The organism is Serratia sp. SSNIH1, assembly GCF_002935055.1.
Taxonomy (GTDB): domain Bacteria; phylum Pseudomonadota; class Gammaproteobacteria; order Enterobacterales; family Enterobacteriaceae; genus Serratia; species Serratia nevei.
This window is the reverse complement of sequence record NZ_CP026383.1, coordinates 3,252,502-3,270,704: the sequence shown is the minus strand read 5'-3', so window position 1 is coordinate 3,270,704 and position 18,203 is coordinate 3,252,502. Positions and strand designations below refer to the sequence as shown.

The window sequence follows — 18,203 nt, the reverse complement described above, 5'->3', positions numbered from 1 at the left end:
AGTTGCCGAAACTGAGTATAGGTTTCTCGGGAAGGATAAACAGGTAAATAGTCTTAAAATCCCGCTGCGCAGGGGGAAAGGCGCGCGGTATGGCCCGCGCGGCGCGCTTGGTGCGGTGGCGGCCCGCGTTAGTCGTTGACCAACTCCACCTGTATGCCCTGGCGTTTCAGCTGATGCTGATACTCGAGCGCCAAACGCGAATCGGTGATCACCCGGCTGATCTGGCCCGGCTGCGCCAGCGGGTTGGGCTGGATCTGGCCGAATTTGCTGGAATCCGTCAGCACGATATTCTCCACGCCCTTGGCCAGCACCGCGCTGACCACGTCGGCACGCATCATGTCGCGGCCGGTAAAGCCGGTTTCGGCCTGAAAGCCGTCAATGCCGATAAACGCTTTGTTGAAATGCACCTGCTGAATGCACAGCCGCGTGAGCGGGCCGACCACGGTCTCGCTTTTCTTCTGATACATGCCGCCCAGCACAATCACATCGCAGTCGGTTTCTTTGAGCAGGTTGGCGATGTAGTGGCTGACGGTGATCAACGTAATGCGCTTGCGTTCGGCGATGTAGCGCGCCAGCAGGGCGTTGGCGCTGCCGCTCTCGATAAAGATCGTCTCGCCGTCGTTGACCTGAGCGGCGGCGTACTGCGCCAGCCGCTGCTTGAGCGTGAAGTTGGACATCATGCGGGCGTCGACGTCGTCGCTCTCCAGCGCCACGGCGGAGCCATGTACCCGTTTCAGATAGCTGCGCTTTTCCAGCAGGTTGAGATCTTGCCGGATGGTGACTTCCGAGACGCCCGAGGCGCGCGCCAGCTCATTGACGCTGATCCGCCGGCGATCGTTAACCAACTGCAATATGGTCTGTTGTCGTAAATTCATATCGGCCTGATGATGCGGCCGCCAAGGTGCGGCCGCTAAGAGTCAAAGGTTTAAAGAGTATGTTCTGTGCGCGCAATAATATCATCCTGCGCCTCAGGGGATAATGCGGTAAAGAAGGCGGAATAGCCAGCTACGCGAACCACTAAATCACGATATTGGTCAGGGTGTTGCTTCGCCGCCAGCAGCGTTTCGCGCGACACGATGTTGTACTGCACATGCCAGCCGCGATAGCTCTCGAAGAAGGTGCGCAACATCAGCATCAGCTTCTCCCGATCGCGCGGGTTGTCCAGCGTCGCCGGGTTCAGCTTTTGGTTGAGCAGCACGCCGCCGAGGATCGCCTCGGTCGGCAACTTGGCGAGCGAATTGAACACCGCCGTCGGCCCCAGGTGGTCGGTGCCGGACGCCGGGCTGGCGCCCTCCGCCAGCGGGGCGCCAGCCTTGCGTCCATCCGGTGTGGCGAGGGTGGCGGCGCCGAAGGGCACGTTGGCCGAAATCGACGAGGTGCCGGCGTAATAGCCGCCGCCGATCGGCCCGCGGCCGAAGCGGGTGTTGCGATACTGCTTCAGTTCTTCGATGTAGGTTTGGTAGGCGCGCACCAGCAGCCGATCGACCTCGTCCACATCGTTGCCGTATTTGGGCGCAGCGTTAAGCAGCCGCTGACGCAGCTGCTCGCCATCCAGCCCGGCGAAGTCTTCGGCCAGCGCCGTCGCCAGCTGCTGCTGGCCGATCGCCCCCTGGTCGAACACCAGTTTTCGCACCGCCGCGAGGCTGTTGCCCGGGTTGGCGATGCCGACCTGCAGGCCGGAAACCCAATCGTATTTGGCGCCGCCTTGCTTGATGCTTTTGCCGCGTTCAATGCAGTCATCCACCAGCGCGGAGCAGAGGATATCGTGGGCGTTCTCCTCCAGCACGCTGTCCACCACGCATTCGATCTCAATTGACTTGCGCGTGTAGTAACGGATTTGCCGATCCCACGCCGCCATCACCTGCTCGAAATCGGCGAAGTTTCCTTTGGACAGCGCCTGTTCCTGCGGCAGGAAAATCTGCCCGGAGGTGGCGTCGCGGCCCTGTTCCAGCGCCGCCAGCAGCACGCGGGCGAAGTTGATGAAGCTCATGCCGGTGCAGCGATAGCCCCATTTGCCGCCGACGGCGGTCTCGATACAGCCGATGGCGGCGTAGTCGTAAGCGTCCTGCGGTTCGACCCCCAGCTTGATGAACTCGGGAATGACGATTTCGTCGTTGTTGAACGCCGGCATGCCGAAGCCGCAGCGGATCACCTGCACGCAGGCGTCGAGGAAATCGGCGCTCATCCCGGCGTGGTAACGCACGCTGAGGTTGGGCTGGGTGGAGCGCAGGCGGCCGCAGGATTCGAGTATGGCGTAGGACAGCGGGTTGACCGCGTCGCACGGCCGGCCATCGACCAGTTTTTGCCCGCCGATGGTGACGTTCTGGTACAGCGGGCTGCCGGCGGAGGCCTTGGAGTGCGAGCCGGAGCGGATCTTGTTAACCTCCAGCAGCTTCAGCCAGCAGCTGTGCAGCAGCTCGATGGCGTTTTCCCGCGTCAGGTTTTGCTCCAGCTCCACGTCGCGCCGATACCAGGGATAGAGATACTGATCGAGGCGGCCAAAAGAAACCGAATGGCCGTTGGATTCGATCTGCAACGTCAGCTGGATGAAATAGCACAGCTGCAGCGCCTGCCAGAAGGTCTGCGGCGGGCGATGGGCGATCCGGTCGCAGTTGTCCGCGAGGGTCAGCAGCTCGGCGCGCCGCCAATCGCGGGCTTCGTTTTGCGCCATCTCGCGCGCCAGGCGGGCGAAGCGCAGGATGTGCCCGCTCAGCGCCGTCAGCACAATATCGATAGCGTTGAGAAACTGCGCCTTGTGCAGATCTTCCCACTCGGTCAGACGCAGGCGGCTGCGGCGCGCGTTCACTTTTTCACGCAGGCCATCGAGGCCTTGTTCCAGCAGCAGCGGGAAGTTGACCGCCAGATGGGCGTCGCCGGAGGTCATATTGCCCTCGGCCTTGATGATGCCGGTGGCCAGCAGCGCCTTCTGCTCGTCGGTAAACATGCCGTAGCAGCGATCTTGTACCGTTTGGCCGCGCCACCAGGGGCAAAGACGGTGCAAAATCGCCTTGTTCTCTTCGCTGACCGAGAAGCCGGCGCCCGGCCGGTCGGCCAACTGGTCTATTTCGTTTTCTATCCAGCCGACGGTGTATTCGGGAAAGATCGGCGCGGCGCGCAGCTCGCTGGCCTGGTTGCCGACGATCAGCTCGTCGTTGGCGATCCAGATGCTGCGTTTCGCCAGATGGTTGGCCAACGCCAGGGCGCGGCGAACAGGCAGCGGCTTGTCCTGATGCTGCTGATAGGCCTCGGTATAGTGCTGCGCGCGTTCGGTGCACACCGGCGGTTTGACGATGTGAATCAGCGTATTCTTATGCGCCTGGATACGGGCGCTCAGGGTAGTCAAATCCAACGTGGTCATGGTGTTATCCTCGCAAAATGGCGGTCAGGCCTTTGGCGCCGGCATAGTCTTCGGCGAAGGCCAGCAGGTCGGGTGCGTCCAGTGGCGTGCGGGCGGCACGGTAGGGTTCGCCGAGCAGGTGGTACTTGTTGATGCCGAGCGTGTGGTACGGCAGAAAGTGGATCTCCGACACGCCGATCTCGTCGGCGGCGAAGTCGACGATCGCACGGACAGAGCGGCGATCGGCGTTGAAATCGGGGATCAGCGGCACGCGTACGGTCATGTGCGTGCCGTGCGCCGCCAGCCGACGAAAATTGCTCATCACCCGGCGGGCGGAACCGCCGGTCCAGGCTCTGAAGCGCGCTTCGTCGGTGTGTTTGAGATCGGCCAGCAGCAGATCCAGCCACGGCAGCGAAGGGGCGATATAACGCCATGGGACGTGCAGACAGGATTCGACGGCGGTGTGGATGCCGGCCTCGCGGCCGCGCCGCAGCAGGTCCGCCGCGATGTCCGGCTGCATAAAGGGTTCGCCGCCGGACAGCGTTAAACCGCCGCCGCTGCGCAGGTAGAAAGGCTTATCCCGCATCACCTCGGCCATGATATCGTCGGGGTTGATCGGGCTGCCGCACAGGCTGAGCGCGCCGGTCGGGCAGGCGGCGGCCAGGGCGGCATAATCGTCTGCGCTAATCAGCTCGCGTTGCAGCGTCAGCGGCCCGTCGGTGCGCTGCAGCCCTTGCGGACAACGCTCGGCGCACAGCGTGCAGCCGCTCAGGCACAGGCGTTCGTCAAACAGCAGGTCTGCGTGGCGCGAGCGGCTTTCCGGGTTCTGACACCACCGGCAGCTCAGCGGGCAGCCTTTTAAAAAGACCACGCTGCGGATGCCCGGGCCGTCATGGGTCGAGTAGCGCTGCAGATTGAAGAGCATGAGTCACCCGTTTGGCGTTGCTGAATCTTTCGTCATTAAATATGTTTCGAATGAAAGTTGAATTGACTCTGATCAAAAGTTAGCGCGGTTTTTGCCCTATGATGATCAGAGTTTGAATCCGCCCACAGAACATGACACAGGAGTCCGTGATGGAGCTTTATCTCGATACCGCCGATGTGACCGCGGTAAAACGCCTGGCGCGCATTCTGCCGCTGCACGGCGTCACCACCAACCCGAGCATCGTGGCGAAGGAAGGCAAGCCGATCTGGGAAGTGCTGCCCGCGCTGCGCGATGCCCTCGGCGGCACCGGCAAGCTGTTCGCGCAGGTGATGGCGGCCGATGCCGAGCGCATGGTGGCGGAGGCGGCGCTGCTCAGCCAGCGCGTACCGGGGCTGGTGGTGAAGATCCCGGCAACCGCCGAGGGGCTGGCAGCGATCAAGAAGCTTAAAACGATGTCCATCCCGACGCTGGGCACGGCGGTATACGGCGCCGGGCAGGGGCTGCTGGCGGCCTTGGCCGGGGCGGAATATGTGGCGCCTTACGTCAATCGGGTGGACGCGCAGGGGGGCGACGGTATCGAAATGGTGCACGAGCTGCAGCAGCTGCTGAGCCTGCACGCGCCGTCGGCGCAGGTGCTGGCCGCCAGCTTCAAAACGCCGCGCCAGGCGCTGGAGTGCCTGTTGGCGGGCTGCCAGGCCATCACGCTGCCGGTGGATGTCGCGGAGCAGTTCCTGAATGCGCCGGCAGTGCAGGCCGCAGTCGAGAAATTCGAACAGGATTGGCAGGGGGCGTTCGGCAGCAATTTGCTGGGGTGATAGCTGCCTGCCTCGTTTACGATCCTCCTCCCGATCGACAATTAATTTTAAGGGATGGCGCATAGGGCGTCATCCTCCTACCGTTTCGCAACGCTTCTCGTGTCCGCCGCCTCCCGTATGGCTTTATGCGTTGCAGTAGCATAAAGCAGTTGATTTTTGTCCTCTAAAGCCCATAATCCGCTCAAGGGAATTTTATTTACATTTATTTACATAATGTATGGTTGTGACTCAATAAATAACCATGCAATAACGGAGAGGAGCCAGGGATGCGCTCAGATAATGCTCGTGCTTTACTTTATTTTATCCGCTGTGGGCTGTCGGGATTATTGATCGGCGCTGTACCCCTGTTTTCCGCCTCTGCATCTACCAGTGAAGGGGTGGCATCCATTGATGCTCGCGAGCAGCAGCGCCAGCAGGAGCGCGAGCGCGCCCTGCAACAGCAAAACGCCCCGCAGGCCGATGCGCGCTTTTCCCGTCCCGACGTTGTGCTGCCCGATTACCCTACAGATGAACGCCCTTGTTTCATCATTAACCAGCTAACGTTGGTCGGTGAGTCTGCCGATCGCTTCCAATGGGCGCTGGACGCCGCTGCGGATGCCAAAGGCCGCTGCCTGGGCAGCCAGGGCATTGTGCTCATCATCAATAAGGTGCAAAACGTCATACTGGCCAAGGGCTATGTCACTACACGAGTGATGGCGCAGGAGCAGGACCTGACTACGGGAGTATTGACGCTGACGTTGCAACCGGGGCGTGTCGGTGAGACCCGCTTTGAGGAACCGGTCTCTTGGCGTGGGCGGTTGTGGAACGCTATTCCGGCCTCGCGCGGCGATATTCTCAACCTGCGCGATATCGAACAGGGGCTGGAGAACTTCAGGCGGGTGCCCAGCGTTAATGCCGACATTAAAATCGTACCCGGCGCCGAGGATGGCACCAGTGACCTGCAGGTCAACTGGCACGAGGGGCGCCCGGTGCGGCTCAGTCTGGGAGTGGACGACAGTGGCTCCAAAAGTACCGGACGCTATCTCGGTTCAGCCACCCTGGCTATCGATGCCCCGTTGGCGCAGAATGACCTATTCTACGCCAACATCGGCAAGGACATGTTCCAGCACGGGCCGTTCGGCAACCGTTCACATACGCTGAACTATTTCTTTCCGGTAGGGTATTGGGCATTCTCGGCCAACTACAACGACTACACCTACCATCAGAACATCCCCAACGCCAACGAGGTGCTGCGCTACAGCGGCAAGAGCGACAACATTCAGTTGACCGTCTCCCGATTGCTGTACCGCGACCAATCGCACAAGACCACGCTCAACCTGCGCGGCTACCGCAAACATTCCACTAACGCCGTGGACGACGTTGATATTGTGTCGCAAAAACGTCGGACCGCCGGCTGGGAGCTGGGGCTGAATCAGCGCAGCTACTTCGGCACCACTACGCTGGACGCCAATATCAGCTGGCGTCGCGGCACCGGCGCATTCCATGCCCTACCTGCCCCGGAAGAATCGCGTCATGAAGGCAGTGCACGTACCGGCATGTTGCTCGGTGACCTGGGTATCAATCAGCCATTTTCCTGGGGTGGGCAGCCTTGGCGGGTATACACCAGCGTACGGGGCCAGTGGAGTCCGAATGCGCTGACGCCGCAGGAGCGGATGGCCATTGCCGGGCGTTACACGGTGCGCGGTTTTGACGGCGAACAGATGCTGTCCGGCGAAAAGGGCCTGCTGTGGCGCAATGAAATCGCCTGGAACGTGTTTTCTCGCGGGCATGAACTGTACCTGGCTGCCGATTACGGCCGAGTGGACGGCCCAAACACCCGTTACCTGGTGGGGCATCAGTTGGCGGGTAGTGCGCTCGGTGTGCGCGGCGCGCTGTGGGGGCGATTCAGCTATGACCTGTTTGCCGACGTTCCGCTGTACAAGCCCGCAGGGTTCCATACCTCCGGTGCGACCGCGGGTTTTAGCGTAAATCTGGAAATCTGAACATCGCGATACCGGCAGCATTGCCGACACCGATCTAAACGGACTGACTTTTCTCACGGATGTGACCCATGAACAAACATTGTTATCGCCTTATTTTCAGCCGCACTCACGGGGAGTTGCGAGTGGTGTCCGAACTGGCCCGCAGCTGCAGCAGCGAACCGGGGCAGCGCATCGGTTCAGGGATAACGGCTGGACGTCGTCTGTGGGTCACCGTGCGTCGGCCAGTGTGGCTGCTTGGGCTGTTGATGTTCGCCGGCCCCGTCATGGCAGACGGCATTGTGGCGGACGGCGGTGCCAATCCTTCCCTGCGGCCGGAGATCATCAATACCCAGAACGGCTTGCCGCAGGTCAACATCACCGCCCCCAACCAGGCTGGGGTCTCACATAATCAGTATCAGCAGTTCGATGTCGACACCAAAGGCGCCATCCTCAACAACTCGGCGGTGATGACCTCGACCCAGATGGCCGGGATGATCCAGGGTAACCCTAACCTCAATCCCAATTCCGCGCCGGCGCGCGTCATCCTCAACGAAGTCAACAGCAACAATCCCAGCCAGTTGCGCGGTTTTATGGAAGTGGCCGGCGGCAAGGCGCAGGTGATTGTGGCCAACCCCGCCGGCATCGTCTGCAACGGCTGCGGCACCATCAACGCCGGGCGCATGACGCTGACCACCGGCAAACCGCAACTGAACGCCGATGGCAGCGTGGCGGGCTACCAGGTTGAGCGCGGCGTGGTGCGCATCGAGGGTGGCGGACTCAACGGTGATGCCCGTCATGATACCGAGTACGTCGACATTCTGGCACGTGCGGTGGAAGTCAACGCCGGCGTCTGGGCCAAAGAAGGCGTGTCGGTGGTGGCCGGTCGTAACCGCGTGAGTGCGGACGGTAAAACCGCGAAACCGCTTTCGGACGACGGCAGTACCAGACCAGAGCTTGCCATCGACATGGGGCAGATGGGCGGCATGTACAGCGGCAGTATCCGTATGATTGGCACCGAGGCCGGCGTCGGCGTGCGCAACCAGAACGGGCAGGTTCAGGCCGGCAAAACGCTCACCGTCAGCAGCGAAGGTAAGCTCAGTTGGCAGTCTGATGCGCCGGATGCGGCTACGCAGGCCGGCGGCGATATCCAACTGGCGGCAAAAGGTGACATTGAGACGCACGGGAAAGTGTATAGCGGTGGCCAACTGGCCGTGCAGAGTCGTGAGGGAATGTTAACGCAGTCCGGGACGCTGGCGGCGGCCGGGAATGTACAGCTGAACGCCACGCGCGGTATCCAGAGCAGCGGCCACCTGCTGGCGGGCAGTAATGCCGACAGCACCCTGGTCCAGGAAGCCAACCTGAAGCTTGATAGCCAGGGCGATATCCGCGCCAGTGGCAGTCTGCTCGCTAAAAAGAACGTCAACGCGACCGGGCACCGGGTGGATATCAGCGGCGCGCAGGTCGGAGCCGGCCGTACTGCGCTGACGGCACGTGAAGGCGGCGTGGCATTACGCCAGTCCACCGTTGATAGCGGTGAGCTGGCCGTGAGCACGAAGGGAAATGTGGATGCACAGCAGGCCAAAGTCAAGGCTGGGCGCTGGACGGTGGATGCCGACAACCTGTTCAACCAACAGGCCACTTGGTCACAAACCGATGACGGTGAGAGCCGCGTTACCCTGGCGGGCAAGTTGGACAACAGTGACGGTACCATCGAGGCGCAGAACCTCCGGCTTTCGGCCGGCCAGTTAGTCAATCAGCGAGGCCGCCTGGTGGCGCTGGGCGGCGCGGCGCAACACTGGCAGGTCGGCGGCCTGCTCGACAATGCCGGTGGGACGGTGGGCAGCAACGGCGATCTCCGCCTGGAAGCCGGCAGCCTCGATAATCAGAGCGGCACGGTAAAAACCCAGGCGGGGCTTACGCTCCATGCGGATGGCGCGGTGAATAATGCCGGGGGCAACCTGCTCGCCGGGAACGACCTGACGCTTGAGGCGGGCAGCGAGCTGAATAACGCGTCCGGCACCCTGAGCGGTGATGACGTACGTCTGGTGGCGCAGCGGTTGGATAACATGCAGGGGCAGGTCATCGGTCAGGGCAATCTCGATCTGACATCCAGCCGCCTGGATAATCAACGCGGCCTCATTGGTGCCGGCAAGGCGCTGGATATCCATACCGGCGACTGGGACAACCGCGGCGGTACGGCGCAAGGCGAAACGGCCGTCACGGCAACGGCAACGACCCTCAACAACGACGGCGGCAAGCTGCTGTCAGGCCTGGCATCAACCCTGACGACCTCGGGTAATGCCAGCAACCGCGGCGGCGAAATCAGCGCCGCGGTGCTGGCGGTGAAGTCTGACCGGCTCGACAATACGCAAGGCAAAGTGATTGGCCAAGAGCAGCTTGACCTGCATGCCCGCCACGGGTTGGACAATACGCAAGGGCTGCTGGGTGCCGGCCAGGCGTTGACCGTGCGGACCGACGGTGAGCTGAATAACCGCCGTGGCACGATATCGGGGAGCGGGCAAACCCACATAGCGGCTGGGAGCGTACGCAACGAAGCCGGCAAGCTGCTGGGTGGGCAACGGCTCACTCTCACTGCGGCAGGGGCGCTTGGCAACCGCGAGGGGAAAATCAGCGCCGAGTCGCTCACGCTAACGGCGCAGCAGGTGGATAACGCTCAGGGCAAGATGGTCGCCAGGCAGGATGCGAACCTGACGGCGCAGCAAGGGCTGAACAACACCGCCGGCTGGCTTGAAGCCGGTAACGTCCTCACCGTGAAAAGCACAGGCGGCTGGGACAACCGCGGCGGTATCGCGCAGGGCGGCCGTCAGGTCACCGCCACCGCGCAGAGGCTCGACAACACCGGCGGCCGGCTGCAGTCTGGTGGCGATCTTGGTCTTGATGCCGCCGGCAATATCCTCAATCGCACGGGCAAACTGACCGCACAGCAGGCTCTCGATATCCAGGTTGGCGATGCCGGAGTGTTTGACAACGATGGCGGCTCACTGCAGAGCGGCGGCGATCTGTCTCTGCAGGGAGGCCGGTTGACTAACCGCGCCGCAGGGGTGGTGTTCGGCGGTCAGGCACTTTCTCTGACGCTGGCGGGGGGCTGGGACAACCGAAACGGCATTTTGACCGGCAATGGCCGCACGCAGGTGCGCGCTGCCAGTCTGCTCAATGCTCAGGGCACCATCAATTCGCTGGGCAGCCTGGACATGCAGTTCAGCGACCGGCTGGATAATGGACAGGGGCGTATTTTCAGCGCGCTGTCTCAGACGCTCCGGGGGCAGACCATCTCCAACGCGCAGGGTTGGATGGGCAGCCAGGGGAGCTGGCGGGCCATAAGCGACGGTTTTGACAATACGGAGGGTAGTGTTCAGAGCCAGCAGGAAGCACAGCTGGCGGCTGACTGGTTGGACAACGCCAAAGGCGTGATGCAATCGGCGCAAAACCTGGCGCTGCGCATCAAACAGGATATCGATAATCGCAGCGGTAAGGTCTCGGCGCAGGAGCAACTGTCTGTACAGGGGGCCGCTGACGGTGAGCACGCTGGCACCATCAATAACGCCGGCGGCGAGTGGCTGGCGGGCGAGGGGCTGACTATCGCCGCCCGTGCACTCGATAATACACAGGGTGGGTTGCTGTACAGCCACAAACAACAACGCCTTATGTTGAGCGATGCGCTGAACAACCGCGATGGGAAAGTGCAAAGTGGCGAGGCGCTTCAACTTGACGCACAAGCGCTGAATAACGCCGGCGGAACGATAGACGGTCAGCAGCAGGTGACACTGCGTATTCTTGGCTTGCTGGAAAATACCGGCGGCGCGGTGCGCGGCAATGGCGGCCAGCAGGTGTCGGCGGCCGGTATCAATAATACGCGCGGCGTATTCAGCAGCCGCGGCGGCATCACGGTGGCATCAAAGCAGCTGGACAACGCCGGCGGCACGCTCATCAGTCAGGGCTCGGGCATCTACCGACTCGACCGGCTTAACAATCAGCACGGCAAGGTGCACAGCGGCGACACACTCACGCTTGAGGGGGCGCAGGTCAACAATCAGGGTGGGCAACTGGTGTCGACTCAGGGCCTGACGCTCAAGGCCAAAGCGTTCGATAACAGCGGACAGGGCACGCTCAGCAGCCAGGCGGAACTGGATGTGCAGGCCGAGCGTCTGAACAATCGCGATGGCGGACTGATACTGGGCACCACGCGTACCGATATCACCTCTCGTGATATCGACAATACCGCAGGCCGCCTGCAGAGTAGCGGCCAGATGACCCTCTCGGGGGTAACGCAGCTGGACAACCGCCAGGGGCGTCTCCTGGCCAACGGCAACCTCAATATCAATACTGACCGGTCACGGACCGACTCGCCGCTGGCGCTGCTCAACCAGGGCGGGCGAGTGGAGAGCGCCGGGCAACTTACCCTGCAGGCGCGTACCTTGGATAATCAGAACGGTACCCTGCTGGGGCTGCAGGCGCTGACGCTGTCCGCGCAGCAGGACTACACCCGTCAGGCCGGCGAAACGATCAGCAGTAACGGTACGGTGACGTTCTCCCTGAGCGGCGCCTTTACCAACCTGGCGGATTGGTTGCTGCCGGGCAATCTGGCGCTCAATGCGGCCAGCATCACCAACCCGGCCACGTTGGTGGGTAAAACGCTGCAGCTGACGACAGGGGCACTGCAAAACACCGGGCGTATTGAAGCGGACAGCATGACGCTGAACGTGGATACCCTGGACAACGCCGCGGCGCTGATGGGGGATGACATCACCGTGCGCGGGCGTGTCATCGACAACCACGGTGCGCCTGCGGTGATGGCGGCGACCCACAGCCTGACGGTGCAGGCCGGTGAACGCCTGGCCAACCGGGAGGGGGCGCTGATTTACAGCGCCGACCGTCTGCATCTGCACAGCGATGACCTGATTGAGAACCGGGCGAGCTTTATCGAAGCGGATGGTGACGCTACCGTTGAGGCCCGTCGCCTGAACAACCTGCGTGAAGGGCTGGTGATTGAGCGTGACGCCGAGAAAAGCGACTACAAATGGCACCGCTACAACTACTACTGGCGCTCCTACGGTTCAAAGGTCAACCCTGACAAAAGCACCCTGGCGCCGACCACCCAACAGCTGACCTTCCAGGATGATTCGGCGGCGCAAACCTACCGCTACGGTACCCTGCTGGTCATTGATGCGGCGGGCAAACGCGCGCAGGTACGGGTCAAGGACAATAAAGGGCAAATGACCGACCTGTGGGTCAATTACCTGGCGCTCAAGCCGAATGCCGACGGCAGCTATGCGATGACGTTCTATGAGACGCGGGGGGGAAATCAGCTGGCGACTATCCCGACGCCGTACCAAAACGGCTTCCACTGGGAGCACGACTGGACGCAGGTGATGACCTGGGATCCCGAAAAGCATGTCGACATCGACAGCGCGCCATTCATCACCGATTACAACAACTTCCGCGAGCGAACCGAAAGCGGCACGCTGACGCGCGACAGGCTGGTCTCTGAAGGTATCGGCGCGCGTATTCTGGCGGGCGGCAACATGGTGCTGCGCATCACGGGAGCATTGCTCAATGACGCCAGCGTCATTACCGCCAACGGCAACCTGACGCAGGACGGCGGCGGCAGCGTAGACAACCGCGGTTACTCGGTTAACGAACGGCGCCAGGCGGCGATCGTTGACCACTATGACAAGGACACGCATCACTGGTACCCGACGTTCAATCGAGACGAGACCACGGCGCTGGCGACCGTTGATGGGATTATCTCCGGCAACGGCACGGTCACCATTAACGGGGCCCGTATCACCAATACCACGGTCAATCAGGCACAAATCAGTCAACTGGATGCGGCATTGAAGGCGGTAGATGCCGAACGCGCCGAGCTTGAACGCAATCCGCTGGCCTTCACGGTAGAGGGGGCTGCCCGACCTGACGGCGATACGACGCTGGCACAGGGCGAACAGATGACGCAACCCGGCGCCACGCCGTCCTCGCCGCTGGGGCGCCCGCTGCTGCCGTCTGAGCTGGCGCTGACGCAGTTACAGCATCTGGGCAATGTGGCCACCACCATCCCCAATAACGGCTTGTTTAGTCAACATACGGCGATCGGCAGCCCGTTCCTGGTGGTGACCGACGAGCGTTTTACCCGCCGCGACAACTTTATCAGCAGCGACTACATGCTCGAACGCGTAGGGTATGACCCCGCGCAGGCCCATAAGCGCCTGGGCGACGGCTTTTACGAGCAGCGTCTGGTGCGCGAGCAGGTGCTGGCGCTGACCGGCAAACCGTCCGTCAAGGGCTGGGATGCGATAGAGCAGTATCAGCAACTGATGAACAACGGCAGCAAAGTCGCCCAGGACTTCCATCTGGTGCCGGGCGTGGCCCTGACGCCGGAGCAAATTGCGGCGCTGCAACAGGATATCGTCTGGCTGGTGAGCGAGACGGTGCAAACGGAAGGCGGCCCGCAAACGGTGTGGGTGCCGAAGGTGTACCTGGCACAGACCACGCTGCGCCTGACCGGCGATGGCGCGGTGATTGGCGGTGGCGACCTGCAGCTCTCGGCAAACAGCATCACCAATGCCGGCAACCTGTTTGCCGACAAAGCCCTGACGGTCGACGCCGGGCAGTTCCTGCATCAGGGCGGCGACATCAAAGCCGGCAGCATCGACGTGCAGGCCGACAGTCTGACCCTGAGCACTAACCTGCAGGACGCACTGCGCCAGGCGACGATGAGCGCCGGCGACATTCGCCTGCGCGGCACCGATATCACGCTCACGGGGGCGAAGCTTGATGCGACTGATACGCTCAACCTGAGCGCGCGCAACGACCTGACCATCACCGCCGCGCAAAGCCGCCATACCGCCGACCTTGAGATTATCTCGGGCTCTATGGGCAACCGCACCCGCGGCGGCACGGAAGCGGCAGGCTCCCGGATGGCGCACGTCAGCGGCGAATGGCAGCAGGCTCAGGGGAGTGAACTTAACGCCGGCGGCAACCTTAATCTTTCGGCCGGGCGAGACGTCACGTTCACGGGCAGCCAGGCCAGCGCCGCCGGCAGCACCCGCGTGCAGGCCGGCGGCGATATCAACATCGGGGCCGAAAGCACCACCAATACCACACACCTGGACGCCAACAGCCGAACGTCATCCGTCAGCAACGACCGCCAGGAAGAGCGGCTGACATTAAGCACGCTCGGTGGCGACCAGGGTGTTACCCTGGTGGCGGGCAACCGCCTGTTGGCCGAAGGCGCGCAAATTGACAGCAAAGAGGGGCGTATTGGCGTCAGTGCACAGGACGTGACCATTAAAGACGCGCGCACCCGCACGCAAGACCAGGACAGTGAAAACAAACGCGAGGGCAGAACAAGCAGCCATCGCGAAGAGCAGACCGAACGTGAAATCAGCACCGGCAGCACTTTCAGCGCGCGCGACGGCGTGACAGTGATCGGGCGTGAAGGTGACGTTACGGTCACCGGCAGTACCCTGAGCAGTGACCAGGGTGCCATCGCCCTGCAGGCGAAAAAGGATGTGGTCCTTAACCACACCACCGACAGCGAACATCGCGTCTCCAGCGAAGAGAGCCGCGGCCGGAAAACCAAGGGTGAGCGCGCCGAAGAAGTCCTGCGGGAAAATGTGGTGGGCAGCACCCTCAGCGGGCGTGACGGCGTTACTGTGGTGGCGCAGGACGGCAGCATCACCGCCACGGCCAGCGCCCTGCACAGCGAACAGGGTGCCGTTGCCCTGCAGGCGAAGCAGGATGTCACCCTCAATACCGCCACCGAACGCGAGTCGACCTTCAGTGAAGAGCGGTCACAGAAAAAGGGCTTCCTGAAAAAAAGCAGCAGCCACAGTATCGCCAACGATGCGACCACCCGCGAGAAAGGCAGCCTGCTCAGCGGCGACAGCATCAGCGTCAACGCCGGCAATGACCTGACGGTCTCCGGCTCGGCCATTGCCGCCGACCGGGACGTGAACCTGCAGGCCGGAAATAACGTCGATATCGGTGCGGCCACCGAGACCGACACGCACTACCGGTTGAAAGAGAAGAAAAAGAGCGGCCTGCTGGGCAGCGGTGGTATTGGGTTCACCATTGGCAAACAGTCGAGCAAACACGAAATCGACGAAAAAGGCCGGACCCAGAGCCAGAGCGTCAGCACCGTCGGCAGCAGCCAGGGCAGTGTCAACATCACGGCGGGCAACCAACTGCACATAGGCGGCGCCGACCTGGTGGCGGGCAAGGATCTGGCTCTTACCGGCGACAGCGTGACTATCGACCCCGGCTTCGATCAGCGTACGCGTCAAGAAACCTTCGAGCAAAAGCAGAGCGGCCTGAGCGTGGCGCTGTCAGGCACCGCGGGCGGTGCGCTCAACACCGCCGTCAGCTCGGCGCAACAGGCACGAAAAGAAGGCGACGGGCGCCTGACCGCGCTGCAAAACACCAAGGCGGCGCTGTCCGGCGTGCAGGCTGCACAGGCTGCTGAACTCGACAAACTCAACACAGAGGCGGGGAAAGGCGCCACCAACACAGTGGGCATCAGCGCCTCCTACGGCAGTCAGTCGTCGAAAAGCGAAACCCGCACCGACAGCCGACAGTCGCAGGGCAGCACGCTCACCGCCGGGCAAAACCTGTCGATAACGGCAACCGGCAAGAACCACAATGCGCAAAGCGGCGATATCACCATCACCGGTAGCCAGTTGAAGGCGGGCAAAGACCTGTCGCTCGATGCGGCGCGGGACATTACCCTGCAGTCGGCGCAGAACAGCGAAAGCACCGTCGGCAAGAACAGCAGCAAAGGCGGCAACGTTGGCGTCGGTATCGGCGCCGGCTCGGGCGGCTATGGCATCAGCGTCTCGGCCGGCGTCAATGCCGGCAAGGGGCATGAGAACGGCAACGGCCTGACCCATACCGAAACCACCCTGGATGCGGGCAGTAATCTCAAGGTGACCAGCGGCCGCGACACCCGGCTTACCGGCGCGCAGGCCAGCGGCGAAAAGGTCACCGTCGACGTGGGCCGTGACCTTCGGCTTGAAAGCGAACAGGACAGCGACCGCTATGACGCCAAACAGCAAAACGCCAGCGCGGGCGGCAGCTTCACCTTCGGTTCGATGACCGGCTCAGCCAACGTAAGCGCCAGCAAGGACAAGCTGCACAGCAACTTCGACTCGGTGAAAGAGCAGACCGGGCTGTTTGCCGGCAAGGGCGGGTATGACGTCAAGGTCAAAGAACACACCCAGCTCGACGGTGCCGTTATTGCAAGCCAGGCGGACAAAGAGAAAAACCGCCTCGATACCGGCACGCTGGGCTGGACGGACATCCACAACCAGGCGGACTACAGCGCAACACACAGCGGCGGCAGCTTCAGCACCGGCGGGCCGGTGGGCAAAGACCTGCTGACCAACATGGCCGGCGGCATGCTGTCGGGCGCCAACAACAGCGGGCATGCCGAGGGTACGACGAAGGCCGGGGTCAGCGAAGGTACGCTGATAGTTCGCGACAAAGACAAACAGCAGCAGGATGTGGCGCAGCTGAACCGGGATACCGAGCATGCCAACGACGGCAGCATCAGCCCGATATTCAACAAGGAGAAGGAGCAGAACCGGCTGAAGCAGGCGCAGTTGATTGGGGAGATTGGCGGCCAGGCGATGGACGTTATCCGCACGCAGGGCGAGATTGCCGGGCTGAAGGCGCAGAAAGACCCGGCCGCGCTGGCGCAGGCCAGGGAGCAGCTTGAGAAGAGCGGCAAACCGGCGAGCGACGCGGCGGTGATGAAGCAGGCGTATGACAACGCGATGCGGCAATACGGCACCGGCAGCGACCTGCAGAAGGCGGCGCAGGCGGTGACGGGGGCGCTGACGGCGCTGGCAGGCAATAACCTGGCGGGTGCGCTGGCGAGCGGTGCCTCGCCGTACCTGGCGACGGAAATTAAAAAGCGGGTCGGTGAAGACAATATCGCCGCCAATGCGATGGCGCACGCGGTGCTGGGCGCGGTGACGGCGGAGCTGAACAACCAGTCGGTCGCGGCAGGGGGACTGGGCGCGGGTGGCGGTGAACTGGCGGCGCGCTACATTGCCGGCCAGCTGTTCCCGGGCAAGACGTCAGAGCAGCTGAGCGAAAGCGAGAAGCAGCAGGTCAGCGCATTGAGCCAGTTGGCCGCAGGGCTTGCAGGCGGGCTGGCGACGGGCGATACTGCGGGAGCGGTGACCGGAGGTCAGGCCGGCAAGAATGCGGTTGAGAATAATGCGCTGTCAGCCACAGATGATAAGAAACGACAGGATGCGAAGTGGTCGCTGCCGTATCTGGAAGGGGATAAAAAACATCAGGCTGAGAAACTTATCAGCGACCTGAACGCCAAAGATAAGGAGTTCGATGCGAAGCTGGATGCAGCATGCAAGGGACTGTCATCAACCGCCTGCCAGGGAATGCGCCAAGAACTGACAGCGATGGCGAAAAGCTACGACGAGAAACTCGACGGCCAGTATGTCGGTAATATGGGTAGTGTTTACAAGGAAGGTAAAGGTCAGGTTGACGCCCTGATGTGGCAGTATGCCAGCGCGGATGCAAAAGCCGAGCGTGAAGCTAACGTTAATCGTATTGCTGAAAACTGGGGGGTGAGTAAGGAAACGGCTGCTAATCTGTACGATGGTATGGCGGTTGTACACACCACGGCGGCGATAGGTGGTGCGGTGTACGGGATGATGGAAAAACCGACAGGAGTAGATACCGCCAAACCGTCCAAACCAACTGCCGGAAGAACACCAGAGCCAAATAGAATTGCTGCTGATGAAGAAGCCTCAGGATGGTCGCAATACGACCATTATCGTAATGGAAAAGGTGACTGGAACTGGCCTGCAAAGTTAGGTTTTGCGGAGGAACCAGTTCAGGCAACACTCCCTGTGGGAACGCGTCTTGACAGATATGGTAAAACTAATGGCTCATTCTTATCACCGCAGGGTACTCCACAGGAACAACGTGCTTTAGCGCCGGGCTCGTTAGCGGAACAGTATCATCAATATGAGGTTCTCAAACCATTGCCCGTTATCCAGGGAAAAATAGCGCCTGCTTTTGGTGAACCTGGCGGAGGTATTCAGCTCCTGCCTGATATGAAGGAGCGAGTAGATGTGCAATGGTTATTAGATAACAAATACATTCGGAAGGTTAATTAA

General features: G+C 61.8%; 6 protein-coding genes. 3 read left to right on the top strand and 3 right to left on the bottom strand.

Annotation, left to right across the window (positions count from 1 at the left end):
- Window positions 1-128: 128 nt before the first annotated feature.
- Genes C3F38_RS15700 through C3F38_RS15690 form a run of 3 tightly spaced genes read right to left on the bottom strand, consistent with a single transcriptional unit; the run spans window position 129 to window position 4,262 of the window.
- Window positions 129-875, bottom strand: a complete 747-nt coding sequence (locus C3F38_RS15700; protein WP_038876236.1) for a DNA-binding transcriptional regulator YciT — start codon at window positions 873-875, stop codon at window positions 129-131.
- Between the two features lie 50 nt (window positions 876-925).
- Window positions 926-3,358, bottom strand: a complete 2,433-nt coding sequence (locus tag C3F38_RS15695; protein WP_103791732.1) for a formate C-acetyltransferase/glycerol dehydratase family glycyl radical enzyme — start codon at window positions 3,356-3,358, stop codon at window positions 926-928.
- 4 nt (window positions 3,359-3,362) lie between these two features.
- Complete coding sequence (locus C3F38_RS15690; protein WP_055313664.1) at window positions 3,363-4,262, bottom strand: glycyl-radical enzyme activating protein; 900 nt, start codon at window positions 4,260-4,262, stop codon at window positions 3,363-3,365.
- A gap of 149 nt (window positions 4,263-4,411) precedes the next feature.
- Between C3F38_RS15690 and fsa the strand changes: the two genes are divergently transcribed.
- The 3 genes from fsa (at window position 4,412) to C3F38_RS15675 (ending at window position 18,203) form a co-directional block, all read left to right on the top strand.
- Window positions 4,412-5,077, top strand: coding sequence for a fructose-6-phosphate aldolase (gene fsa / locus C3F38_RS15685; protein ID WP_055313663.1), 666 nt, complete (start codon window positions 4,412-4,414; stop codon window positions 5,075-5,077).
- A 266-nt stretch (window positions 5,078-5,343) separates the two neighbouring features.
- The gene (locus C3F38_RS15680) at window positions 5,344-7,059 is read left to right on the top strand and encodes a ShlB/FhaC/HecB family hemolysin secretion/activation protein (RefSeq protein ID WP_055317212.1); all 1,716 of its coding nucleotides are present in this window, start codon (window positions 5,344-5,346) and stop codon (window positions 7,057-7,059) included.
- A 68-nt stretch (window positions 7,060-7,127) separates the two neighbouring features.
- Window positions 7,128-18,203, top strand: a complete 11,076-nt coding sequence (locus tag C3F38_RS15675) for a hemagglutinin repeat-containing protein (protein WP_103791731.1) — start codon at window positions 7,128-7,130, stop codon at window positions 18,201-18,203.